The sequence below is a fragment of the Owenweeksia hongkongensis DSM 17368 genome (assembly GCF_000236705.1).
Lineage (GTDB): Bacteria > Bacteroidota > Bacteroidia > Flavobacteriales > Schleiferiaceae > Owenweeksia > Owenweeksia hongkongensis.
Window position 1 is genome coordinate 3,618,357 of sequence record NC_016599.1, and the last position, 26,333, is coordinate 3,644,689.

The following is a 26,333-nucleotide window of genomic DNA, read 5'->3' on the forward strand; positions in this document are numbered from 1 at the left end:
AACTCCTTTTAATCGTGGAAATGGGGATGAAGGAGTCTTGTATACAAACGGCCTAAAATGAGTTAGTTTGCTTGTATACAGAATTGGCTTTTTATGGAAAAAAAAAGTTTAGGATTTTGCTTAGAAAGTAAAATTGGATAGACAAGAGGTAAGGAGGAAGGGTGTAATCGTTCAAAAGGAATCATGTCAATAGGGTAGTACGTCTTTGTTTAAGGCTAAGGGTGTGAGTCCTTTTGATCTCGTGAGTGCGCTCTTTTAGATGAATTGCATGCTATCCTGTATGTAAGTTGAAGCTGGGTTGAGAAAAAAAAACAACTTTTCGCTTGCCGGAATAAAATATTGTATTATATTCGCAAATTGATTCAGGTTTTATAAACCTTGGTGCAATTTCATTACTATACTATAGGGTCATTTGCGATCTGGCCGGACGCATCCATGAAAATATGGAATAGACGACAATACCAGCCAAGTGACATCGAAGAGGCGCGCTCGCTTCATCTACCAGAGCGCACGAAGATAATCTAGCTCCGCCTGCGCGTATATCAGGTAATTTTCATTCAAACATAAAATTGGTTTCCTGAAGGTGGTTTTCCTTAAAACCCAATCTGGATGTTTCGTCCCCAGACTTACTTCTATACTTGCAGAGCCGTATCGGTGCAACGCTGCTTGGACCGAGCAATTGGTTTTTGTGAAAATGAAAGAAACCCTTTTATTTTTATTTTTGGGAAGATAGCTTTCAGCTCCTTCCTTTAATTTTTGTCTATTATTTAATTTTCTTTTACCTGAAGATTATATCCTTCTTACTTTATAAGGCCATAAAATAATTAGAGACCAAAGTACCTCATCCCATAAAAGACAAGGACATAGGCTCAAGATAGTTTAGTTAGCCTAATAATCTTATTCAGTAGTGACATAATTAAGAATAATAGAAGTCCTTAAATTATCTGTAATTAGTTTTTGTTATTAATAGACTCATCCAATCCTGAATTAGACCTCTTTCTAAACTTTATGAAGAAAATTGTAGAAAGTGTATCAAATCCGTAAACCTTTCGGAAACTCTTTTACTATACTTATGTGAGTAGAAATAGCTGTGCTACTCGTGTTATTGATTAGTTTGTTAATAGCTACCACCTGCATTTATTTCATAGTTCGTGTGGGTGGTAGTTTTCAAAATTACAAGGGTATGAGTAATGAAGAGAGAGTAAAAGGATTCTATAGAAAGATTATAGAATATCAGGTTTTTTATGGGTGGTCGGTTCCCAAAGCCTTTACGGAAACAAAGGAAGAAATGCCGGGGATAGAATGTAGCAGTTCAATCTCAAGAGTACATCGAAAACTCAAAGAGTATGAACAACAACTATATCGTCACAGGCTCTACGCGGCAATTCAGAAGAGCAAGGAACTAATTAAATACCACGTTGAGAATGGAGGAGAGTAGAATATTGGTGCAGCGGGATGATGCCCGCATAGAGTCCCTTAATGTCATTCATGAAGCCTTTGTGATTAATGCGAATCGCATTGTTGAAATGGTAAAAGAAGAGCTTCAGCTTTCGTTTGATTTTAATGCTGAGTTTCTATTGAAGGTTTTCAAAGGTGAAGTGAAGCTAAAAGGTGAAGAAGAGAAGAGAGACTATGTGAACTTTGGAGCATACGCACCTCAAGGGTTCTTCAGGTATCGTCAAATCATTTCAGAGACTGAAATCTACACAAGATTTGGAGGCAATGGATTAGTGCTGGACTTAGCGGCGGCTCTTAGAATGTACAAGCTGCCAGAGTTCAGCGTTGACCTTGCTGAAGCCATGAGTAGCTGCTTTCAAGGTCTCAAAGCAAACGTTGATTTGCGTTTCGTAGCCATAGAGGATAATCGGTTTGTATTCAGTGAATCCGGTAAACGCGAAATTGAGAGTAAGTACAGCCGTGAATTATTGGGGGAGGACGTAGTGATCTACAATAAGTTTGCTTCTATTGCTGGACAGCTCACTGAACTTATCAAGGAAGTGAATGGTGGTAATATGCCGTTTAACGTCACAATTGACAATTTCTTGGATTTTGACAGAGACGAGAACGGAGAAGTAGCTGTTTTAGCGGTTCCTACTTGTGTACCAAGTGAACTAGAAAGAATGGGTGCTCTTCGGGTAGCCATGTATGGCGGTCGAGCTCCTGAGCATAGGGATAGTGAAGGCGAAGCGAATAGGCTTTTCAGGGAGCTTAACGGCAAATTCTTACAGTAGGGATGAGTTGGGGATTCAATAAGCTGACATGTGAAGTAATGATTAAGGGAACGGGTGGTGTTACTGCTCGTTTCCTTGCTGTCAATAAGGTTAAGGTATTTCAGTCCTATAAAACCCTTACTGACACGGCAGAGCTTACCATGCCTTTTGATGATAGATGGAAGGTGAAGACTCAGGACGGCAAACAAACGCTTTATATCCTTGGTAGGGATGGTATAGAATCGGTTTTCCCTCATGGATCAGCAATTGAAATCAAGTTGGGGTACGACTTCAAGAATGAGCTTGTCTTTTCAGGCTTTATCACAGGGATTAAACCACAAGCTCCCTTTGTTCTATTTTGTGAAGATGCTGCATGGAAGCTGAAGCAAAACCTTTTGAATTTCTCAACTCGCAATGGTGTAACATTGGAAGGCGTAATTGATCAGCTTTTGGATGGTACAGGTGTAGAGCTACATGAAGATGTAAAGGCAAGTGAAATTGTATTTCCGGCTGGGCTTTATGTGAATCGCATGAGTACTGCACAATTGCTTCACCAATGGAAAGAAAAGCAAGGTCTGAATTCATTTATCAAGGATGGTAAGCTGATGATAGGTAGAGGCTTTTTTGAGATAGATAACTCAGTTTTCAAATCTTCATTGGATATCGATTATTCACCACCTACAATCAATATTGACGAAGATATCCCAAGGGGAAAAGACAGGCTCGACCTTCAAAGTTTGACGGCTGAATCATTGGCAATACGTGCAGTTTCAATTTTTAAAACGAATAAAAGCCTTGAATTGACCATTGTACTACATCCAGACAAGAAAGATGAGGTTTTGGTGATTGAGGAGATTGACACACGAAAGACGAGAGCAAAGCAAGAGCAGGATGCAAAAGAACTAAGACAGGCAATTGGTGGAAGATCAATCTTCCCAGAACGGCTACAAACTCAAAGCAGGCACCATTACAACCTTGAGAGGGAAGAGCTACTGGATAGGGCTAAGGCAGCTTTGTTTGATTATGCTCAAAATGGACTCACGGGAAGCTTTACCACGTTTGGCGATCATAATTTACAATCTGGGCAATCAATAATTATGGTTGATCCAATGAACAAAGAGAAGGAGGGCGAATACCTCATGCAGGATGTAACAAAAATATTTGGAAAAGATGGCTATCGTCAAGAGGTGACCATACCACACAAGATTAACGATTAATGAAGATGGAAGATGGAAGGAATAGTATTAAGAACTAAGATGGCCAGTGGCCAAGAGAGAAAAGAAGTGGTTCCGGTATCAAAGGCCACTTTTAAGGTATATCAGGCCTTAGTGTCTGGTGGGTTGACAATTTCTGAGATAGATAGCGCAATTGAATTATTTAAACTCAATAAGGAAGATGACCAATAAAGAGGAAGCATTCCTTCAGTATTATATTGCCAACGGCTCAAATACAGGCCGCAAAGCAGAGCTTTATAGATTAGCATTTGGAAAGGAAGCTGAAGGTAAGAAAGACAGTAGTTTAGAGACTTACGCAAAACGTCTTTTGGCTACTAAGGAAGCAAAGGACTACATTAAGCAGCATAGGCCTAATGACGTAGTACGGAGTGAGCAATTGCTAGATGCGATAAGGGATTTGAAAGAGCTTGAGCAGGCCAAGGATCATAAGGTTGCTGATGTGTTGGCTATCAAGCGCGAAATAAGGCTTCATCTGTCGGACTTGGCCAAATGCATTGATGTGGTAGAGCAAAGCAGGAAGGAGGAGTATAGCATCAGTAATGTGAGATTCACCCTCACCATCCCATTAAAAGGGCAAGAAGGTAAAGAGGAGCAGTGTTATTTAGCGTCTTATATCCAAGAGCTGATAAAAGCCAATAAATCAAAGCTACTTCTGGTAAATGCAGGAGAGGTAAAAGAAATTAAATTCATGGGCAATACGAGTGGTGAAATGACAGCGCAAGACGTTGAAGAATCTTTAAAAGAAGAGACCTTTAGTTTTGCCCTTAAAGCCTCGTAATTTGAAGTAATTAAAATTTTCATTGTCCTGGTGCCCTGCTGCCTTTACTATCAATAAGATAGTAGGGAAGCAGGGCTTCTTATTTTTATTGCAGTCTATGCCCATTTTGGTAATTGGTATTAAGTCGATTTTGAAACAATGCCTATACCTTGAGTCACTTGTGAATAAAGGCTTTTCAGTTGTTTTGTGGTGGTGCTGGCGCTTGGTTGTTATCCAGTAATACCTTATTGCCATCAAAGCAATGAAGATCATTCTTGATCAATTCTAGGTTAATTTATAAATATCTATTAATCAGTAGCTTGTGGATTGCTTAAGGCTGTTGCTGGCCTGAGACCCCGATCTTGCGTGTATGGTCATTGCTATTGCAGCGAAATGTTCAATTCTATACCTATTGATACCTCCGGACCGGCAGTTTTGAGGTGCAGACTGGATAAGGTAAATTCACTATGATTATAAGATCAATGGTAGGGTGGGGGAGAGGCCTTTAATAGGCACGGTTTAACTCTATTTGACATAAGGTTAATTATAAAACGAAATAGGCTGGTATTTCAGGCCGCTGAGGTAAGTCTAGGTTCATGATGAATGCTGATGTAGTGTAGGTCTGAAGATATTCAATCCTTCAACTTGAAGGAGCCCTTTGTTTATGGGCGTTTGGCGAAGGGTGGAAGAATATAACACCTCACAGACGACCGTTCAAGGGGTGTTACCTTAGCCAAGGTTCAGGTTTTACGAAGCCTGCACTGGTGTCTTGAAAAAAAAATGACCCCCGTACCTCTATTGTTCGTTAATGTGTGAATATTAGGATTACTCATTTAAAATTATTGAAATCACAAAATAACCCTTGCCAGGAGGTATAGATGAGGTGTTTTTGGAGTTTTTTTTTATTAGAGTCGACTATTCTAATCTTTGTGAGATTTTTTTAATTTAACCTAAATAATTCCAAACCAACCAAACCTTAATCATGAAAAAATCACTTATTGTTTTGCTTTTTTGCGCCTTGCAAAATGCATATTGTCAAGAGCAATTGGATAGTTCCAAGACTAAGATTCTTAAAGAAATTGTTAAAGAGAATTTTCAAACTCTTGATTCAACTCAACTGTACGTATTGGGTGAAATTTCAGCTTCGTCAGTTAGTGAAGTTCAACACAACATTGATAAACAAGTTCAAGGTAATTTTGGGGTAGTTATAGAGCAGGATTGGTTTGTTGATTGGTTGCCAGATAAGAATTTTGACCGAAACTATACTCAAGGAACAATGTTTTACTACTCTAAGCCGAGCTTAAGGGAAAATCCTTTATTTATTCCAATAAATGCTTTCGAGTGGTTAGCATCCAAACTAGGCGGAGGACACTCGCAAAATGTAAACGTTGCTTCAACTCTAAAATTTGGGTTAACAGCTTTTACTCCTTTAGTAATAGACAGTGTCGTTCCTGTGGTTGGAGATAGGCCATTTTCAAATATTGCCTTTTTGACAACTCAAAAATCTTGGTACAATCTGAAAACCGGAGTTTATTCAGAGCATTCGTTCAATTTTGGATGGATGGGAAGTAATATTGCTTATACATTTCAGTCATGGGCTCATAAGTCACTTGTGCTAGGGCGTCCAACTCAAATATCTTGGGATCATCAGGTATCAAGAGGAGGTAGTTTTGCCTTTATGTATACTTTGTCAGGCGCAAAAACGATACTGGATAATCCATTAAAAGGAAATGATAAAAAGAACGTATTTGATTTGGGGTTAGGGTATAAAGTCAATATAGGGTGGTATACAGGTGTAGGTACCTCCTTGGTACTTAGGATAGGGTCAATATCAAAAGGTAATCTAGGGGGAGTTGGTTCCAATTCAGATATGACCAACTACAATAAGTCAAATATTACTGCTTCAAGTCGAGAGAAGTTCCGAAAGCAATTTAAGCCTGCAACTGATGCAATGTATAAAGAACAACAACAATATAAGAGTAATTCGGAGTTGACTGTTTTAAAAGAGGAGAATGACGAGAAAATAAATCGAGCGTACTTAGAAAGTGTTCAGGCTAGAAGTAATTTCGCTGGTGGGCGGATTAAAAAAAATGGGGAGCGTGCTATTTTCGATTGCTATGCATTTGGAAAGGTTGCCCCTCGACTTACGCCCTATAATGCAGCTATATTGGGGCAGGTAGGAAGAGAATCATTATATACGCTCCCATATGAAGATTATAATCCATTTATACTGGATGTTGAGTATGGTTTGGTTCTTAGCTGGCTAAGAACAAATGATAGAGTTCTTGTGCCGGTACGAAGGTGGGATATTTTGCTTTCCCTTAATCACAGATCACCAGAAATAAGACCTGATAATGAGTATAAGAGATGGCATCATTGGGGTAAAGTAGCCTTTGACTTTGCTTTGTTCTAAACGTTGGTTCGAATCATTCTGCTTGTCTTGTCTGATTTTAATCAGTTCATTAAATCCATAGGAGAAAAATGCAGTGTTAAACATATTGGTGATTTATGAATAGTAAATGGGAAGAGTTTGTTGAAGGACGCTTAGTCTATAAGGAGAAAATAGAGGCTTCGCCTGATTTAATTGAAAGGTATATAGAAGAGCATCAAAAACAGTTGGATTTATTGTTTGAACTTCATGAATTAGCCGATGAGTGGGTTGAGATAAGAGACCCTGATGATATGTCAGTTTTTCTTTTAGACAGGCTCAGATTGGTTGCATATTTCTGTTTTCTTACTAGCTCTTTTTTGGATCACATGACTTGTGTCAGAGGATTGATTAAGAGTCAGGATAATTGGCAAAAAGTGTTTTATGCTGGGAAGGCGGCATTAGTTATGTATGAAACATTCGTTTCATATAATGATTACCAAAAACACTTTTCTCAGTTGATAAATGAGGGTTATCCCGATTTAAGTGATAGGTACAAAGATGTGGGGCACTTAATCAGGAGTTTTAAGAAACATCGAAAGTATGACCAAGAATTAAAGATAATAAGGCATTGCGTTTCGGGGCATTACCACAAGCAATTCAATCAATATTACAGGATGGTAAGAGATATGAATATTGAGGATTTCGAATTGTCGTTGTACCTTTCAATGGGTATACTGAAAATTAAGATGAACTTGATATATGATATAATGAATTTAGACGAAGACGGAGGTTAGGTTTTGTGTCATTTTTGATATAGTCGTTATTATCATGCGTGAATATTATTGTTGAATACGGTTTATGTTCAGTATACCTAAATCTATAGGTTCTATAGTATGAATTTTCGGTTACTTTAGTGATGTTTTCGTATTTTTTTGGAAATTCTCTGCTATATTATTGACGCGGTGGAGGTTTTTTAAATGTTAGTTTGTAACGATTGCAGCTATTTATCTGGCTTTTCTTGCCAGCGGCATTGCTTTATTGTAGAAGTTTATTGGTGTTTGTTGGTGCTTGATAGGGATGATAAAACCAGATTTGACCAAAAATTGATATGTCTTAAAGCTTTGAGAAAATATCGATTTGATCTTTGGTGAGGGGTATTTGGATAGTTTGTTGAATGAAGAAGTATGCTAAAATTTTAGGATTAAGAATAAAAGTCGTTTTTTTATCGGATATAGTATAAAATATTGCAATTGTTAATGAGGTGGTTGAAGGTAACCTTTCTGGAAAATGAGCACCATGAGTTGGGCGGGCAGATTAAGAATGCAAGTGTTGAGCTGTTAAAGGGTAGGTGTTTGCCGGGAGATATGGAAAGGTCATTTAGAGTCAGTCCAATTTTTCCTTTAGACTCTGATTCAGTCTTGATTGATGAAAATTTTCATGTGAGTTTTTATCATTTTGAAAAGCCTTATCAAATACTCTCACGGATTAAGGAGGCAAATAAAGATTTGGCTAAACTAACTTGGTACAGTGTAGGGATTAATGCAGTACTGGTATTTGCAGAAAGTAGGGCTCACCTGGAACGGGTTTCAAGGGGTTTTTTGGAAGAGCCAATCTCACATGAATACTGGAAAGTTACCAACAGTTGTCTCGATGAGGTTAGTTTTAAGATTAGCCAAAGACAAGATGTAAACTTAAATGAGTTTAAGATTTATGAGTATACGGATTTAGAGTTGAGTCAACGATCTGTGATTGATGAGTTTGTTGCGTGTGTAGATTTGTTAGTTTCTCAATTTGCTAAGCATCAGCCTTATGAGTTAGGAACGTTAAAGTGTCTAATTGCAGAAATGAATGAACTAATCCTGGAACTCAATTATGTTAATTATCTCAATAGAAAGGCTAGCTTATTTTTTACTGATGGTAAGGCAAGCGATGTGAGCATTATTAAGCCGGATAGCTTAGAGGAGTTTTCGGAAGATGAACTTCTAAGGGATGTTTTAGTTCGGGAGGGATTAAAGCATCAATGTTTAGACAGAGTGATACAGGTGAATGCGGCGTTGTCCTATGTGTCGACACAAACATTCTCGGGTGTTACTCCTATTTTAGAGCGGCGCAGCATATTAAGAAGACACTCACTTTTAGGTGTTGGGTCTGCGGTAAAGGGTGTTACAAAAACAATTCGGTTTATTGAGGACGCTTTTAATGGGCTTAATATAGATGAGATTATTAACAACTCATTTAAGAATTCACCAAAATTGAGTGGTATTGAAGAGCCCTTAGTTCAGATTAACACAAAAAAGTGGTCTGAACAATATGGTGTGGATAAATGGTTTGGGCAGGGGGCTAATGAAAATCAATTCCCGAAATTGGCTTATTTCAGTGGGAGATTGGGATTTCGAGAAGCTGAATACTCTATTTCAGCTGCTAATCAAGCTTTGACATGTGGAGGTGGGTTGGATTGGAGCATACTTACAATTACACATGAAATGACTCATGGTCATGTGCGGGATATCTTGAAATATGTTCTTTCGGGTGATCTCAGACATAATGTAGATGATGAGTTTAAACAAATGCATGCGTGTTTTCGTAAGTTTTGTCAAAATCCAAAAAGTGATGGTTTTACCCAGTTAGAGTCGATTCGGAATCTGTTTTTTTTGTATTTGAGTTTGAGTTTGACTCATGGGTCCTTGACTTTCCGAGGTATGGGGAGGGTAGAGAATAGACAGGTGGTTGAGTTGGTTGATCTTTCTACCGAGGATCTGAGAGGTCAATTGCAAAACGAGAATAGAAATATTAATGAGATAATGGTTCACGTTTTGGATCTTAAATACTTTTACGCTAACCGATTAAAACCATATATAGCGTTGATATGGAATTCATGGTCTCAGGTATCTCATGTAAAAGCGGATTTGAGACAATATGTGTTGAGGAGTTTGTTGTCAATTGCCTCTAAAGAGAAGGGTGATGATCATAAGAGATTCGAAGCATCGGTTAATAAATTTATTGATATTGTACTTGAATATCAATTGAAAATAGGTGTTAATCTGGTTTCGGAGATTCTATTTGAGCTGGGGCAGCCAAATATCATTAGTGAAACCGAAGAGGGTGTGCTAGTAAGGTTAGAAGATAAGTCAGGATTGAAAAAACAGCATAAAGAGCAGTTATACGATACGGAGAAAAGATTGTTTTTGGCTTTTAAGCCCTCGTTGATTATTGTTGATTTGGCAGGTGAGATATTCTTTTCAAAAAAGGTTCTGTCAAAGTTGTATGACGATGAAAATATTCATTTTGAAAATACAGCTGAAGGGGATTTTGAGGATCATTTTAACTATGATAATGCTGAGAGCTGGAGTGAGGTTGATATCAAGAGTAGAACAGGTTACTTGTTACATTGTAAGGAGTTGATACTTGAGCATGGGATGAATGATGATTTATTGGAAGAAATTACTGCTATGCGATACATTGCCTGTATTTAAAGAATAATTTAAAGATTAATGTTATGGTTTCTCGACAAACTGAAAAAAGAGATAGGCTTTCTTTTAATGTTTCGGCTGTAGAAAAAACCTATTACTCGGTTGTTTTACGTAAGGTTGAAGCTGTAAGCTTATTGGACAAAGTCCTTGATCATCTAGGTGTTGATACTATTGTAGAAAAGTTTGTTATCCAAGACCAAGATACTTCTGTGGTTCATGGTCTGTTAAAAACAAATGTCAGGTACTCCAATAGTTTGAAACTGGATTTTTCAGCGAATGGGGATGATAAGCCTCCATACAATTATGATGTTTTTTTATGTGAAAGAAAGATGAGAAGCGGTGTATACGTAGTAGTTAGTTTTCCGTTTCATAAACTTGCTATTGTGAAGATGGGGGCTGTTATAGAGGCTATGAATATTTCTGGTGGGCTAAGGTTTGTTAAAGTAGATACAAATAAGATAGTGGCTGCATATCAGCATAGGAATGATTCATTGGGAATGCTGGGGGAGGTAGATGTTCTAAGTCAGGCTGAAGAGAGTTGTTCAATGACTACAGATATTAGAGCAGTTCATATAAGGAGTAGTGTTCCTGGAGCGCTTAGTTCCATTGGATTTGCTGGGGATGACCCATTATCTTCAGAAATATATCAAGATTATATTAAGAAGAAATTATTAAAGAATGAATTTAAGGCTAATATGGTATCGGTCTATGCTAAAGTTAATAGGAGTACAGAGCCTTTTGTGCCTTATTTTAGGTCAAGTATATCTATTGATAAACATGGTAATTTTCAATTTTATCTTGGTAAGAACGGTGCCAATGCGCATTGTGTATCTTCCTTACTTCCTCTATTGGAAGAAATCGATTGCTTAAGTGCTAATTTTTCAAATCCTTTAAGTAAAAATGAGTTTTGAGTATTTAACGAATAAGAGAATGGCCTTGGATGTTTTATCAGGTTCTCTTAAGGATGGTGGACTAATTATTTTTATTGGGGCTGGAGCGTCCAAAGATATGGGGTTGCCTTCTTGGTTTGAGTTGGTAAATGCCTTGCGAAAACATCAGGGTTTAGTGGAGCTCACAGGGGGTAAGACGGCAACAGAGTTACATATGGCAGCTGATGAAGTTAGGGATGAGGTTGGTGATGAAATGCAGTTTAAGAAGATTTTGCAAGAGGTTTTGTATGAATTTCAGCTAGAAGATTTTGTTAAAAAAGTTTATGATTACAAACTCTTGATCTCCTTATCTGCATTGTTGATGGGAAGCACTAGGGGTAGGGTGACAAAAGTTTTTACATTTAATTTTGATAGCATGCTTCAGTGGTATCTGTCTGTTTTTGGTTTCACATTGAACGTTGTTTCGGCTCTCCCGTATAAAGAAAAATCTGTAGATGTCACCATCTTTCATCCGCATGGCTATGTTCCACATCCAGAAATTTCACATCAGTTTAGTAGAGAGATAATTTTAGGTTTGGAGGAAATGGATAAAAGATTAGGTTTAGGTCACCCTTGGTTTGAAGTTTTGAAAGTTAATTTAAGATCGAATTTGGCGATATTTATTGGTCTGTCTGAGGATACTTTTTTTGACAGGGCATTAAGTCCAGTTGTGTCGGATGTTGTTAATCATGTTGGTGGAGAAAGGCCAGTTGGTTTTTGGTTGTTTGGAGGAGATAAAGATGAAGCAGTGAAGAAAGCAATGCTTCGTAAGAACGTAATTCCAATTACACTAGATTCTTATGATGAGATTCCGGAGTATTTACTTGAGATTTGTCAAAAAGCAAGTAAAATGTAAGGGGTATTTATTTTTATTACAAACATTTTTGTGTTAATAATTTTTTTTTAATTTTGACGCCCTCCTTAAAAAGCAAAACCTATGAGTAAATCCTTTAGAGCAAATCGTCGGTACGAGCGTCTCGTATTCAGAGGTACTCATGAAACGCCAGAGTCTACATTTGGAAGGGATTCTAATGGGTATTTTTATGATAGACCTACTGGTAGTGGTAGATCCGGGAATTCTTTGAATATCCACGATACCAGTAAATTAGGTGTTATTGCTCGGATTGAATACGATTTTGATAATCAAACGACAAAGTTGCTGTGATTTTGGCAAATGAGGGACTTTCTCTCGTTGTCTTTTGGAGTTGATGGTTTATATGTCCTTTTTAGGTTTTATAGGGGTAAAGCCTAGTATAGCTTCCCTTTTCGTGTGGTGATGAAGCTGAATGTAGTGGTCAATTACTTTATCATCTCTATGACCTGAAAAGCTCTTAATTACTTCCTTGGTGTATCCAAGCTCGACTAGCATTGAGATGAAGGTTTTCCTCATGTACTTACTAGATATGTTATCCTTGATGGCAACTTTAATTTTGGTAGGTCTTTTACTGTTTCCTCTATATTCATTGACTACCTCGGTACGTTCCCATCCGATCAAATTACCAATCTCCTTTAGCCGTCTGTTGAACTCTTGTTCAGTTGGCATCTTATGAAGGTTTTCTAAGTAGAACTCTAGATGAGGTTTAATGTATTCTTCGTTCAGGGGGTTATGCACATCACCACCAGTTTTGATCTGAGTAAAGCTTACACTGAAGTTTTGCATGTCAAAGCTTTCTTTGGTCAGATTATATAGGTCACTTATCCTGATGCCTCCGGCAGCGGTACCAATTATGAAAGCTGCTTGAGCAAGTCTGAGGTCAAAATTATTCTCAAGGTCAAAATAGAAGAACTCGTCAAACTCTTCTTTGGTTAGGGCTATAGTATCAGGTATTTCAGGGCTGGGAATTGAAAATGTGTAATCCCTAAAGCTTTGTTTGATTGGAAGCTCCAAGTCGGTCAAGTATTTTCCAAAGAACTTAAAGTGTTTCATGTGTTTCTTCAAAGCAGAATGCTTGAACATGATTCTTTCATCGCTAGAACGGCCTTTAGTTACTTCTCCATTTTCGATTCTCCTATTGTTTTGGATATAGCCGTTCTTCATTAAGTGAGCTTCAAATTCCTTCAGTAAGATTTTACTGTATTCTTCTACTTGAAGTAAATTCCCTCTACTTTCTTTGAAATCTATAAGGTGCGGGAGGGTAGTTGAATAGACTTTACTGGTAGCTTCTGAGTCTGTCCATTGCTTATATAAGTCTATTAGGTCTGTGGCCTTTTTCTGCTTCTCTTCTTTGGGCTCCGCGAATAGTTTTGAGAAAAAGAATTTCGGTGCAGGGTCTTCATATTCAAGTAAGATAGAGGAGGCTCTTAGCTTTATCTCGGTAATCTTATTGTTAATGCCTCTAAGGGTTTCTTTGTCAAAACCTTTTGTGACTTGCTGGGCAAAGGGATCAAGATCATCTTTCTTACAGTGAAGTCCAAGGATTTTTTTAGAATAGTGCTTACCTTCCCAAGTATATCGAACGATTATCTGTGAAGTGCCATCTTTCCTTTCAAATTGCTTGTTTGTGATTACGAAGTGAGCCATGAAAATTAGTACAGTTTTAGAATAGTAACTGGCGTAAAACTACGAAAATTCCGTAAAGTGAAAAATCATAAAATATTGATAATCAAGAAATATGTGTAATATTTGAAAGGTGATGTGGTGTACTGAGAGTCCCGTCCAGACCGCCAACATTGCAAAAGCCTCTTCGAGAAATCGGAGAGGCTTTTTTCGTTTTTAGGATGCCAAATTAGAGTTTTTCGTTGAGTTTAGGTTTTGTGAGTGGCCATTAGATTGAACTAATTTTAAAACTCACCCCTGCCATCACTACTTGTAGTGATGGCTATTAGTGCTTTTTGTGTAATATTTGTGTAGGTTTGAGGGTACGGCACTGCTAATCAGTAGTGTTAGTTTAAAATCCTTCTTTTAATTTCATAAATAATTAATAAACAATAATTAGCAATGGCTCAATTCGATTTACTCTCTCTACAATTCAATTTTGATTCCTCAGGTGAAGCTTTCACAGAATTAACTGTGGTAATAGACAATCCAAATAATATGCAGTTAGACGGTGCTCCCGAGCATAGTGTTCCTGAAGATGTGGAAATAGTTGCTCCTGGTCAGTTACCAACTCAAGAGTTTTGGGTGTATGCGGATCATTATCATTTAACGATTACACTAGAGTCTGGTGGTAGCTCCAATCCACTTGAAGTGAATAATACCGGATATTTTAATCAGGGAGATAACCCTAAAGCTTTGGACGTAATAGTGGCCGAAAAAACAGCAGAAGGTAAAAAGAAGACAAGGAAGATAAGACGTGATGGTGTTATTTTAAGTGAGTAGAGGTGCGGTAATTTGTTTTTTCTATGATCACTCCTAAGTCTTCATTGTTTATTTTGTTTTTAGTTGGTTTTTTGGGATCAATGGCTAATACTTCAAAAGACTCTTTGAAAGTTTTTGCTGATGTAGAAAGATGTCGACTCTATTTAAAGGTCGATTTAGATTCAGCGCTTTTTTTTATCAAGAAAGCTGAGAATGAGTTGAAAAATATAAGCTCGCCCTATTTAGAAGCGCTCATTAGTGATGTAAATGCCGTAGTTGTCGAAAAAAAAGGGGATTGGACAGAGGCTGTTCAAGGATTTAAACGAGCTATAGATATTCGACTCCAAGGACACTGGCATTCAGAAGCAGGTCAGTCGTATTTACACTTAGGGAATTTGTACTATAGAGAAGGGGAGATGCATGAGTTGTCTTCAAGGTTTGATTTGGCGGATAGTAGTTTTATTCTCGCACTAAGAGCCTATCAGCATGGTTTGGAGCAAGAGATACTGGCTGCTGACTCACTTTGGATGGCTCATTCATTTCTTAATATTGGGGCTGTAAACTATAAACTGTTTAGAGATCGTGAGGCACTAAGGAATTATAAGTCAGCCATGTTGATTTTTGAAAAGACTAATCAATATTCTTTTGTTACAGATGTGTGGTCTAATATGGCGTTAGTTTATAAAAATAGAGGAGAAATAGATAGTGCTTCGTATTATTTTAAGTCAGCCCGTGAATCCTATAAATTCTCTGAAAACATAAAGAACTGGATAAGTGCTAACTTGAATTTGTCATCTTTATATTTTTATGATGCACCACTTCAGTCAATTACCTACCTCATGGAAGCTGATAGTCTTTCTATTCATTTAGGAGGGGTGGTTCAGCAGGCTCAGGTTTATGAGCAACTTTACAGATTGCATGATTCTCTTGGAAACTTAGAAAAAGCTTTATTATACCTACAAAATTATATATCGATAAAAGATAGTCTGTTAACCAAAGATTTTAAATCAGAAGAACTCAGTGTTCGCTATGAATCTGGACGGCAGAAGGAGCTTATTGAGAAACAGAGAAACGAAAACCTGCGAAAGGAGTTAGCGCTGTCAAAGTCAAAGTCTGAAAAACAAATACTGTGGGTGGGATTGACAATCGCACTTGTAAGTGTTGGCTCTCTTTTGGCTTTGGGGTGGTATAAAAAACGCGTAAGATTTGTTATTCAAAAGCAAAGGGAGAAGATAAGTGCTCAAAAAATTGATCAGCTCAAAAAAGAGCAGGCTGTAAAGACAATTGAAGCCCTCTTACAAGGGCAGGAAAAGGAGAGGGGGCGGATCTCTGAAGATTTACATGATCGTTTGGGAAGTACTTTGTCTGCTGTGAGAATGCAAATTGAAGCTTATGGCGAAAGCGTTGACACCAGCGATTCCGAAAGTGTAAAAAAGCTCTTAGCTTTGGTGGATAGAGCAATTGAAGAAACAAGGTCTATTTCGCATAACTTAATCTCGGGTGTGTTGGCTCGATTTGGCCTGGAAGCTGCTTTAAAAGAGTTGCAAGAAAATTTCAATGTTTCTCAACGTGTTAAGGTTCACTTAAAAATAGGTGAACTGAACTCGATGGAGTCAGAGTTTGAAGTTGTAGTTTTTAGAATTGTACAAGAAATTTTAAATAATGCTCTTAGGCACTCGGATGCTGAGAATATTTGGATTGACGTAGGAATGAGGGGGGATACCTTGCGGCTGGAGATAAAGGATGACGGTTCTGGTTTTGACTTGGAGCAGAAGAGCACGGGTATGGGGTTGAAAAATATTAATACTCGCGTGACGAGATTGGAAGGAAACTTGAATATTGCATCGCATCTTGGGGGAGGGACATGCTTTAAAATTCAAATACCTTTAAAAAATGAAACAAGTAAATATCTTAATTGCTGATGATCATGATTTAGTATTGGATGGTATTCATGCCTTACTTTCACCAGTAGAGCATGTTACAATTGTGGGGCGTGCTTCCAACGGTCTGGAAGTAATGGATCGTATGCAAAAACTACCTGATTTGGATTTATTGATTTTGGATATCAATATGCCAGAGATGGATGGAATTGAGGTTACGCAAGAAGTGAAGAGTCGTGGACTTCCAATTAAGGTGTTGATTTTGAGTATGCACAACAGGCCTGAGTTTATAAATAAACTTATTGAGGTAGGTGCGGATGGGTACTTGTTAAAGAATTCAGGTAAGGTTGAATTGGTAAAAGCTATAGATAAAGTGAGTAGCGGAGGTAAGTACTTCTGTAGCGAAATTGTGAAGTCCAATTTTAATGAAAAGCTTTATGCCCTGGATTCGCATCAGTCAGAATTGTCTCCTAGAGAAAAAGAGGTGGTTCAATATATAGCTAAGGGGTATTCAAGTCAACAGATTGCACAGGTGCTAGAGTTAAGTCCACATACCATTGATTCTCATAGGAAGAAAATCTTGTCAAAACTCGGTGTGAGAAATTCGGTTGAAATAGCTAAGTATGCTTTAAAGAAAGGTATTTTAAAAGGTTTTGATATTGTGTAACAATTCCCTGATAAACTTCAGTTGAACGTTTTGCAGTGCTAAGTTTTATTCCTACAAATCACTAATTGTAGTGATTAGTTATTTCGTTGGATTCCCGATATTTAGGCTTAAGCTTGCTCTTTTCAGGTAATTACTATAATTCACTTTGAATAAGGTTAGAGCATAAAGGCCTATTCAAATGTCAATAATCTTTCTTGAAACAAAAATAAGCGCACCCATCGATCGGGTGTTTGATCTTTCGCGCAGAGTAGAGTTTCAACTTGCTTATTTCATTCGCAGTAAGGTAAAAATCATCAAAGGAAAAAAATTAGGCCCCCTTGATTCAAGCGAAAGCACAATCTGGCGAGTTCATCATTTTGGTTTTCAGCAGCAATACACATTGACTATTACTGATTTTTACAAGCCTACATATTTTGTGTATCAATTGAAGGGGGGTATTTTCAAAAGCTTTAGGCATGAATATCATTTTTCATTTAAGGATGGAACAACTACTATGAGTAGTGTCCTAAGATTTTCCCCTCGTACAGGTTTGATGGGAATGCTGATCAATTTCTTTTTTCTAAGAGTTTATTTGACACACCTCGTCATGAGACAAAATATGATGATCAAAAAAAACGCAGAATCTCCAAAAGAAAGCGTTTAAAGAAATTCGTGGGTGGCGTTATTTCTCTCAAAAAACACTTCTTCACATCAAGTATTTGTCATCGATATGTAACAACTTATTTCGGTAAAATGATGATTTCGGGAAAATCGTTAGAATAAGTCACTACTTATAGTGATTTATATTAACTAGACATGATGATTTTTAATAGCAAATTTTTCGTAAAAACTTGTTTTTATTGTGATAGCAAATATTGTGCTATAATTTTTTTATATCTATAAATTAGGTAGCTTAAGTTTTGTAATTGCTTTTGGATAAAGAGATTGAGTGATGTGAGATTATTCTGCAATGCCATGGATTTACTTTTTGAACATGTATTTAGGTTGGGAAATTGATATTTTCAGGTAACAATTTAAACCACTTAAATATGAGAACGAATTTTTACAAAATTTGGTTAGTGACATTATTAGCCATTGTGAGTTTTGCCAATGTATTGGCTCAAAGCCAACCAGCAGATCAGCGTTACAAAGCAATGCTTGCTGAAGAGGTCAAAATCACCGAGTATATAGAAATACATATGAGTGATGATATCCCCAAAGAGGTATATGATCTTTTTGCGCAGTATCAGGAAAAGCATGGTCATGATCATGAGCGTAATATTGAGTTGGAAAAGGTTAGTCAGGAAGATTTGGACAGAGGGGTGAAGCGCCTTTATTTGCGAGCACTTTATTTTAAGGAAAATCCCAAGGCTTTAGAAGTTTTCCAACCCATGGTTCTAGGGCCGTGTGTAAATGGGGATTTGGAACTGGGAAATTATGCGGGCTTTTCTGTAGAATCAGGATTATACGGGGTAGGGGAATGTACTATTGCTGGGATAACCTTTGTGCCTGAAACACCAGGAACGCTTGAAACACCAAATACAATTGACCCAGGTATAAACAGTCAAATTATGAATGTTGGGCCAGACCCTATAGTTGCAAGCTATGGAGGTAGTTTAGCTCAGGTTCATGCTGGTAATCATTCATTGAGGGTAAATCAGAGTAATAGAGGATTAGGCGTTAATAGAGTTATATATCCAGTGGTATTAACTCAGCCTAATGAAGATATAGCCTTCTGGTATTCATTTGTTTTGCAAAACCCTAACAACCATGTCAATTCCCAGCCTTTTTTTCGAGCTCGGGCGGTACATCAGACGACCAATGTAGAGCAGGATTTTTTTTGTGAGACAGGGTTGCAACGAAACAATTTTACAACTGCAGTGCAAGTGTCAGGAAATGATTCGTTGATTTGGACTGTGTGGCGCTGTGCAGAGTTAGAAGTTTCAGGAAACATTGGAGATACAGTTCTTTTGGATATAACTACTGCCGACTGTGGAGCGAGTGCGCATTGGGGATATTCATACATAGACGATATATGTACGGAGTGTGTTGCTGATTCATGCAATTATCAAGGTTCTATTGATCTTGATCCAACAGACACCTGCTCCAATATTACTCAGGTATGCGGATCATATGACTTAGCGGCATTTCAGTGTACTACGGCTACTGTAAATAATTTGACTCTTAATATTTATCAAGGAGGTATACTTGTAAATACCTTAACAAGTCCTACAATAGATCTTGTAAACCAGACTTTTTGCTTTAATATTTCTCCGGGAGATTTTGGAGCTTACACCGGAGGTTTTGATTTTGAGGCAAATATCACCTTTGATATCAATGGCTCTTTAAATACAGAAACAGATCTTAACACTAATCCTGGGCCTGATAATGATTATCTGACCGACCCGGATTGTTGTCCACAGTACAGAATTTTGGACTGCTGTGAATATTGGGACTTGAGTGGAAGATCATCTCAGGTAGATAGAAAAATACAGGAGGTTGTGGCTAAATACAAGAGCAACCTTAGAACCAAGTATGGTGCCTGGGTAGATACTGTAGGATGTAGCCCGTGTACCTTCCCGAATGACATATTCCCGATTTTTATTGTGGATGACAATAATATGTTGATTGATGATTCATACTTTGATATCAACTGGAGTCACCACCCAGGATGGACAGCTGCTTATGATTGGATAATGCCAAATCAAGGGACCATTGTAACGGTTGAAGATTCTCTCTTAGGATGTAGCTGGACAGATAGCTTCTACTACGATTGCTGTGATTTAGACGTGAATATTGTTCCGTTGTGTACTACCTGCGATCCATGTAGTAATCCTGGTCAACCCTTCTTTATGGTTGTGGAAGATCAAAATGGAAACCCGTTAAGTACTTCAGGATATAGTTTCTTGTGGAGCAATGCATCTACGGCAAGTGGAATCAACGGAACTGTAAATACTGAGTACTGGGTAGAGGTTACTGACCTGCAAACTGGCTGTGTAGCTCTAGATACATTTGAAATAGAATGTTGTGACTGCGAGGCAAAAGCAGACTTTACTTTTTCAGTAGGAAAATGTGATGTAAAATTCGTTAATGAATCAGCTACCAATAGTTGCTCTCAAATAACTGATTATATGTGGGATTTTGGTGATGGAAATACAAGTACTGTTGCTAATCCAAATCATAGTTATTCAGCCAATGGCACCTACAATGTTTGTTTGATTACGGTGGCATATGATGGTACTACACGCTGTACAGATACTGTTTGTCAAAAAGTGACCATAAAAGATTGTGATCCTTGCCATTGTACGTTGGCTCCATATATGGATCTTTCTATAGAGGAGTGCGAAGTGAAGTTTGAGGGATTTGCTGGTAATAATGCCTGTACTCAAGTGCTGCAGTACTATTGGAGTTTTGGTGACGGTACCAATAGTAGTGCTCAAAACCCGGTTCATACGTATCCTTCAAATGGTACTTACACAGTATGCTTTACCGTAGAAGGTACCGATGGTAACGATGTATGTAAACAAACGATTTGTAAGGAAATCGAGATCAAGGATTGTAAGGATTGTCCTTGTGACTTTGAACCTAAGATGGATTACCAGATTGAAAAATGTGAAGTAAGATTTGCTGGCGAAGCAAATGCTAACTCATGTACCAAAGTGGATAAGTATTATTGGGACTTTGGTGACGGAACTACTTCTACATTGCAAAACCCAGTGCATACTTATGCTACCAATGGCAGTTATACCGTATGCTTTACGGTAGAGGGTAATAATGGACAGGTAAAATGTAAAGAAGAAGTTTGCGAGGTGATAAACATTCAAGATTGTAAGGATTGTGAATGTAAAGTTGAATCCAATTTTATAGGCCTGTTTGGAATTCAGGATCCATGCACCGTATTCTTCAATGAATCGGCAATGACAAATGAGTGTACCCAAATCACTGGTTATAAGTGGGATTTTGGTGACGGAACGGGTTCTACATCGGCCAATCCAAGTCATAGTTTCCCTGGGGATGGTGTTTATAAAGTTTGTTTAACGGTATATGGATCTAATGGTACCGTAGGTTGTAAAGACGAATTCTGTAAAGAAATAACCATCCAAGGGTGTAAGCCTGTTATTAAGAAATCAGGATCCTCTTCAGAGGATGAGCTTAATGACTTCGGGGCATCGGTATACCCAAATCCATTTAATGATGAGTTGTCTATCAACTTTGTGAATCCATCTGAGCAAAATGTGGAGATAACAATCCTCAATGCCAGTGGTAAGCAAATCGCTCTGATCTCAAATGAAAAGAGAGCAGCTGGCAAGCATGAAATACAATTCAATGGAGCCGAAATGAATTTGGCACATGGAGTTTATTTTGTGGTAATCCGCAGTAATAATTTCTTAAGCTATAAGAAAGTAGTGTTCAATAAATAAGGATTGTGTGCGAGGTTGAAGTGAAAGGCTACCCTAAAAAGGGTAGCCTTTTTTGATGTCTATTACTTGTGTTTCTATAATGGATTTTGGTAATTGGTATTAGCTATTTGTAGTGATGATTTTTTGGTAGTCAATTATTTACTTTATAGTGATCAATTATAATAGCTAAAAATTACTTCTATGAAAAAAGTATTATTTTTTCTTGCTACTTTTCTTCTATTTGGATTAGGGTATGAAGCAAAAGGACAACACATTACTACTGATACTGAGGTGGGATGTTCTCTCGACTCCCCTCCAGAGCCAAATCCTGATGACAGTACAAGTTGCATAAGAGTTTGTAGCGGCAGTCAAGTAAAGTTTGACGCAAATACCACCGCAGCAGCAAATGATATCACTTGGTCAGTAGTTGGTGGGACCATTCTTGCTGACAATGGTGATAAGGTAACCGTAGGTTGGTTCTCAGCGGGTGCTGGTTCAATTGCGGTGAAGGTAATTACTGATGATGGTGTTGTCACCGACACTAAATGCATTGAAATCCTACAAGGGCCAGAAGCTCGTTTTGGAGTGCTTCCAGATACACTGCAATCCTTTATTAGTACCTGTACTTACCGCGAACTTCAATTTAAAGATATGTCTATGCCTTTGGGAACTTCACCCATTGTGGCTTGGAACTGGAGTTTTGGAGATGGAACGTACTCCAATGTGCCCAACCCCAGTCACGAGTATACCAGTGGCGGGCACTATGAGGTAATTCTTGAGGTAGTAAATTCCTGTAATTGCAGGAGCGAATATATGATTGAGATAACTGTAGATGAAGCTGAGCAGCTAATAATTGACTGCCCTTCTGTGGTATGTGAAGGTGAACAGGCACGCTATACAGTGCAAAAAAGTTGCGGTAAGTATGACTGGAAAGCAGTGGGAGGTACTTTTCAAACTCCATCGAATGGAGTAGGTTATGTTGATGTGATATGGGACCAAGTTGGTAGTGATGGATTTGGATACCTTTCTGTATATAATAGATACTGTGGAGATGGATGTGAAGCTCCAACCACAATAAAGGTTCCGGTGATAAAAAGTCTAGGAACTATTGAAGGGCCAACAGAAATTTGCGAAGGAAGCAGTTATTTATACCGATTGCCTCAATGGCCAGCCACTGAATTTACATGGAGCAAAACTGGGGCAGATATTGATATCCAGCCCTCTGATCAACCCAATGAAATAATAGTAACTGTAAATAGTGCCACTACCGGCACTGCCACTTTAAGATGTGCTTACAACAATGATCTTGTGAACTGCGGTGGTAAGGCTATTAAGGAATTAACAATTAGACCAAGTGCATCTATTTCTGGCCCTAAATTACTTTGTGCAGATGAGCCCTATAATTTTGAGCTCAGCAATGGATTTTCTGGGAATTGGAAAGTTTATAAAGAAGGTAGTCTAATTGTTGCGCACCAAGGTGGGCCAACAAACTCATTTCCTATTACTATAAATGACCCAGGAAACTACACGGTAACGGTAACACGGCAGAGTTTCTGCAGTCCTGATCCATTTTCATTTGAGGTTCTCGAAAAGCCCGCTGCTCCAGCAGATCTTGATGGACCTACCTCTGTGTGTCCAGGCATTCCATATAGCTATAATACCTACCCTGAAATACCCGGAACAACTTTTAACTGGAAGATTGTAAATGGTAGTTTTTCTAATGGACAGAGTATAACATCCGGTTCCGATGCGAGTGCCACCTTTAGTGGAAATGGCCCTTATGCCTTGAAAATTTGGCGGAAGTATAAAAATGGAACAGGCTGTGTTTCGGATACTTTTACTCAAGTGATTACACGCGAAATTGTGGAGCCCAATATTGGTGGTGCTGATACCTCATGCGACAATAGCTACTCGCTTTACACCGCTGCCTATTCTCAGGGAGAGTTATATGAATGGTCTATTATTCCTGAAACGCATGGTAGTGTAACCTCAGGCGATGGTAGTCAAAGTGTAGATATTTTATGGAACAGTCTTGCTTCACCTCAATATGTAGACGTAGTGGTAAAGGTTAGGAAATGTGGTTCTTCTTATTATGATACTATGTCTGTTCATGTGGTGCCTGTGTCTAATGTTTCCATAAATGCACCTGACTCAGTATGCTCGGGGTATAACATTAATATTTCGATGAATGCAGGTGTTCCTATTAATAGTTTTACAAATATTGAGTGGGATTTTGGGGATGGAACTACTACGACAAGCACTACGGCAAGCACAAGCCATACCTATGAAAGTGGCGCGAGCACTCCATTGAGTTATACTATAATTATGAAGCTCAATAACCCGAATGGATGTGGTACCAGCGTGGTAAAAACAAAAACAATCACGATAAATCCAAGTCCCATTGCTAGTGCCTTTACCAACGGGCCAATCTGCGCTTCGCAGCCTGGTGATACTATGTATGCTGTAATACAAAGTGGTGCCGGTGCAACCGCAACATTTGCTTGGTATGAGGAAGGAGATACAAGTAAGCTAAATAGCACACCAAAATATGTAGCACCAGGTTATGGTACTTATTTTTGCGTGGTAACCGGGAATAATGGTTGCGTTGATACGACCAACTTTGTTTATGTTGATGCAAACCCTTGTGCTCCAAGTACTGGGCAAGACTCAATAGGTTGCGATTTATGTATTGGAGATGCTTTTAGTCAGTATCCTATTACACTTTCATATACAGTGTCAGGTTGCCAGGAAGTTACAATTACGGCCAGTCCACAGTATCCTGCTACCTATTTAGTGGGTGAGAACTGGAAATGGGGCGCTAATCCTGTTTCGTACAATGTTTCTACACCATATGAGGCGGTAATGAAATTTGATCAGGTTGGTACCTATAAAGTTACTTATCGCGCTTGTCATTTCTATGGAAAGGGGGCATTTGATCCCGATTCTGTTTGCTACACCTTTCATGATATTTATGTAGAAGTACCCTATGTGCCCGATTTCAAATTTGACATTACTTGTCAATCCAATGGGGTTTACCAAGTGAATGTGGTAGATCATTCAAATTATCACCCTAATGCTTCTATTGATACTTACAGCTTCTATGTAGATAATAACCCCGTTCAGTCGGGAAGTAATATCATGTACACCAATACATTCACTCCGGGTTCTTATGAAATAAAGATGGAAATAGAAGGAAGTGGACACCCAAAGTGTACCATTATTGACACCCTCGAATTACCTGCCTTCCCGGTTGCGGATTTCAGCTTTAATTTTGACGGTGCCTGCATGGGTTACCCAATCGAGTTTACCAATTTGAGTACGCCAAGTACGGGGTTGACTTATGAATGGGACTTTGGTGATCAGGCAAAATCTGCGGTTTTCAATCCAAGTAGGGTATATGCTGGATCAGGAGGTAAAGCAGTGTCTCTCACAGTAACAAATTCACTGGGCTGCAGTAGCACATTCATTGATACAGTAAATGTTTCGCCAAATGATCTTGATCCGAATATTAGTTCCAATAAGATCATTGAATGTGACAATGGGACTATTGTTTTAACAGGAATACAACAAAATACATCCGGGGTTCCAACTGAAGCTGTTTTTCAGCCCAATGACTTTGCGGTTGTTACTTGGCCAGGTACTGGTAATTCGGTAACTACTTCGGTATTTGAGTCTGGGTCTTACTTTGTGATCTTAAAAGATGCCAATGAGTGTAGGGAAGCTTCTGCTTCAACAACGGTAGAGTTTGTGCCCTCACCCAACCCTCAAATTGAAGGCCCAACAGATGTGTGCCTTGGAGATAGTATACGTTTACTTGGTGATTTAGGCGAAGGTGATTTTAGTTATAATTGGACTTTACAAGGTACCCCAGGATCATTGGGTACGGATCCAAATCTGACGGTATATGCTGGATCTACAGGTATTAGAAACTATGTGCTAAATGTGTCAAGGAATAGTGTCCCACAGTGTTTCACCAATGATGTTTTTCAGGTTGAGGTTCATGCACCACCAGCTTCTCCTAATATTAGTTTCAGTCTGGTTACTTGTCAGCCTTATACCATAGAGTTGAATGCTACAGCCAGTGGAACCGGAACGTATACCTGGAGTGATGGACAAAGTGGGCCGAATATTGAAGTGACCGAAGGCGGAAACTTTACGGTGACTTATACCAATGATTGGGGATGTACCAGCGAGGCAATGGTGTATGTTCCAAAGTCGCCAGAAGAGTATATTTGGATATATCCGCTTGGTTGTTATGAGCTATGTCCTGCACAGGTAGATGGTAGTGAAGAGTTTGATTTGCCAGACCCTATCATTTCATTTACCAACTGGAGCCTAAATGACCCGATAGACCCTGTGACGTATGGAGCTGCTGGAAGTGGTTCTATTCCTGATATTTATCTCCAAACGCCTTATAATGGTCAGTATAGCTTTACCCTTGAAAATGATTTTTGCGACTATACTGCACGTTATTTTGATTTGAGAATCAGTGAGCGTTGTGAGTGTGAAGTAAGGGTAGATTTCCACGGTTCCTACTACGATGGTAGTCCCGGGGATTGCCGTAACTATGTGGATTTCTATATAGATAACCCTTATGGACAACCCATCACGGTTAACCTGAATTCGCCAAATGGAATTTTTGTACCATCATCTATTTTGGTGCCTCCTGGTGGAACATCGGTGACCGTTGAGTTTATCCCAAATCCAGGCTATACAGGGCCAATGGATACATGGATGGCTTCAACCCATAATCCGGATGATTTCTCTCCCTGCTATATGGAAGGAGAGTATGAATTGCCGCAGCCACTTTGCAATGATACCAGCTGGTACAAGCAGGCAGCGGCCCGAACAGCTGATGATACGGATGCGGAGCACAGCTTTAGCCTGGCACCCAACCCAGCTATCACCGAAGTTGGTGTGATCTATGACCTTCGGATGTGGGTAGAAGGCTCAAAAGGAACCATTGAGGTGTATAACCTACAGGGGGTTTTGATGGGTGAATACGAGGTAGTCCAAGCCAGTGGAACCCAAACGGTGCAAACCGAAAAGTGGAGCCCAAGCGTGTATATAGTTTTAATACGCGTAAATGATCGTGTGGTTGATTACAGACGATTGGCAATTCAGCGATAAGAGTTGT

General features: G+C 38.6%; 17 protein-coding genes. 16 read left to right on the forward strand and 1 reads right to left on the reverse strand.

The annotated features are described in order from the left end of the window. The first annotated feature begins 1,183 nt into the window (after nucleotides 1–1,183). From OWEHO_RS16040 to OWEHO_RS16080, 10 genes are all read left to right on the forward strand, one after another. Entirely contained in the window at nucleotides 1,184–1,438 is a 255-nt protein-coding gene (locus OWEHO_RS16040; protein ID WP_014203547.1) for a hypothetical protein, read from the forward strand. Continuing rightward, complete coding sequence (locus tag OWEHO_RS16045) at nucleotides 1,425–2,231, forward strand: hypothetical protein (RefSeq protein WP_014203548.1); 807 nt, start codon at nucleotides 1,425–1,427, stop codon at nucleotides 2,229–2,231. The genes OWEHO_RS16040 and OWEHO_RS16045 overlap by 14 nt, the downstream gene beginning before the upstream one ends. 2 nt (nucleotides 2,232–2,233) lie before the next feature. Continuing rightward, nucleotides 2,234–3,427 (forward strand): hypothetical protein, encoded by a 1,194-nt coding sequence (locus OWEHO_RS16050; protein WP_014203549.1) that lies wholly within the window; start codon nucleotides 2,234–2,236, stop codon nucleotides 3,425–3,427. A 12-nt stretch (nucleotides 3,428–3,439) separates the two neighbouring features. Continuing rightward, nucleotides 3,440–3,616 (forward strand): hypothetical protein, encoded by a 177-nt coding sequence (locus OWEHO_RS18525; protein ID WP_014203550.1) that lies wholly within the window; start codon nucleotides 3,440–3,442, stop codon nucleotides 3,614–3,616. Continuing rightward, entirely contained in the window at nucleotides 3,606–4,223 is a 618-nt protein-coding gene (locus OWEHO_RS16055; protein WP_014203551.1) for a hypothetical protein, read from the forward strand. The genes OWEHO_RS18525 and OWEHO_RS16055 overlap by 11 nt, the downstream gene beginning before the upstream one ends. A gap of 961 nt (nucleotides 4,224–5,184) precedes the next feature. Then, nucleotides 5,185–6,615, forward strand: coding sequence for a lipid A-modifier LpxR family protein (locus OWEHO_RS16060; RefSeq protein WP_014203552.1), 1,431 nt, complete (start codon nucleotides 5,185–5,187; stop codon nucleotides 6,613–6,615). Nucleotides 6,616–6,710: 95 nt separating this feature from the next. Next, on the forward strand, nucleotides 6,711–7,367 hold the full coding sequence (locus OWEHO_RS16065) for a hypothetical protein (RefSeq protein ID WP_014203553.1): 657 nt from the start codon (nucleotides 6,711–6,713) through the stop codon (nucleotides 7,365–7,367). A 471-nt stretch (nucleotides 7,368–7,838) separates the two neighbouring features. Continuing rightward, nucleotides 7,839–10,046, forward strand: a complete 2,208-nt coding sequence (locus OWEHO_RS16070) for a hypothetical protein (protein ID WP_169312805.1) — start codon at nucleotides 7,839–7,841, stop codon at nucleotides 10,044–10,046. Nucleotides 10,047–10,069: 23 nt separating this feature from the next. Further along, nucleotides 10,070–10,954 carry a hypothetical protein gene (locus OWEHO_RS16075; RefSeq protein WP_014203555.1) on the forward strand — a complete coding sequence of 295 codons (885 nt, stop codon included), beginning with the start codon at nucleotides 10,070–10,072 and terminating at the stop codon, nucleotides 10,952–10,954. Then, complete coding sequence (locus tag OWEHO_RS16080; protein WP_014203556.1) at nucleotides 10,944–11,828, forward strand: SIR2 family protein; 885 nt, start codon at nucleotides 10,944–10,946, stop codon at nucleotides 11,826–11,828. The genes OWEHO_RS16075 and OWEHO_RS16080 overlap by 11 nt, the downstream gene beginning before the upstream one ends. A gap of 357 nt (nucleotides 11,829–12,185) precedes the next feature. Here OWEHO_RS16080 and OWEHO_RS16090 read toward each other — a convergent pair whose 3' ends face one another. After that, on the reverse strand, nucleotides 12,186–13,493 hold the full coding sequence (locus tag OWEHO_RS16090; protein ID WP_014203558.1) for a tyrosine-type recombinase/integrase: 1,308 nt from the start codon (nucleotides 13,491–13,493) through the stop codon (nucleotides 12,186–12,188). Between the two features lie 417 nt (nucleotides 13,494–13,910). Here OWEHO_RS16090 and OWEHO_RS16095 point away from each other — a divergent pair, with 417 nt between their 5' ends. The 6 genes from OWEHO_RS16095 to OWEHO_RS16120 all read left to right on the forward strand — a co-directional run bounded on the left by OWEHO_RS16095 (nucleotide 13,911) and on the right by OWEHO_RS16120 (nucleotide 26,326). Next, a complete protein-coding gene (locus OWEHO_RS16095) occupies nucleotides 13,911–14,291 on the forward strand; it encodes a hypothetical protein (RefSeq protein WP_014203559.1) in 381 nt (126 codons plus the stop codon). A 23-nt stretch (nucleotides 14,292–14,314) separates the two neighbouring features. Beyond that, a complete protein-coding gene (locus tag OWEHO_RS16100; RefSeq protein WP_014203560.1) occupies nucleotides 14,315–16,192 on the forward strand; it encodes a tetratricopeptide repeat-containing sensor histidine kinase in 1,878 nt (625 codons plus the stop codon). Continuing rightward, nucleotides 16,164–16,817: a response regulator gene (locus OWEHO_RS16105; RefSeq protein ID WP_014203561.1), complete on the forward strand. Its 654-nt coding sequence runs from the start codon at nucleotides 16,164–16,166 to the stop codon at nucleotides 16,815–16,817. The genes OWEHO_RS16100 and OWEHO_RS16105 overlap by 29 nt, the downstream gene beginning before the upstream one ends. 178 nt (nucleotides 16,818–16,995) lie before the next feature. After that, the gene (locus OWEHO_RS16110) at nucleotides 16,996–17,460 is read left to right on the forward strand and encodes an SRPBCC family protein (protein WP_014203562.1); all 465 of its coding nucleotides are present in this window, start codon (nucleotides 16,996–16,998) and stop codon (nucleotides 17,458–17,460) included. Between the two features lie 385 nt (nucleotides 17,461–17,845). After that, nucleotides 17,846–21,217, forward strand: a complete 3,372-nt coding sequence (locus tag OWEHO_RS16115) for a PKD domain-containing protein (RefSeq protein ID WP_014203563.1) — start codon at nucleotides 17,846–17,848, stop codon at nucleotides 21,215–21,217. A gap of 180 nt (nucleotides 21,218–21,397) precedes the next feature. Beyond that, on the forward strand, nucleotides 21,398–26,326 hold the full coding sequence (locus OWEHO_RS16120) for a PKD domain-containing protein (RefSeq protein ID WP_014203564.1): 4,929 nt from the start codon (nucleotides 21,398–21,400) through the stop codon (nucleotides 26,324–26,326). Nucleotides 26,327–26,333 lie beyond the last annotated feature (7 nt).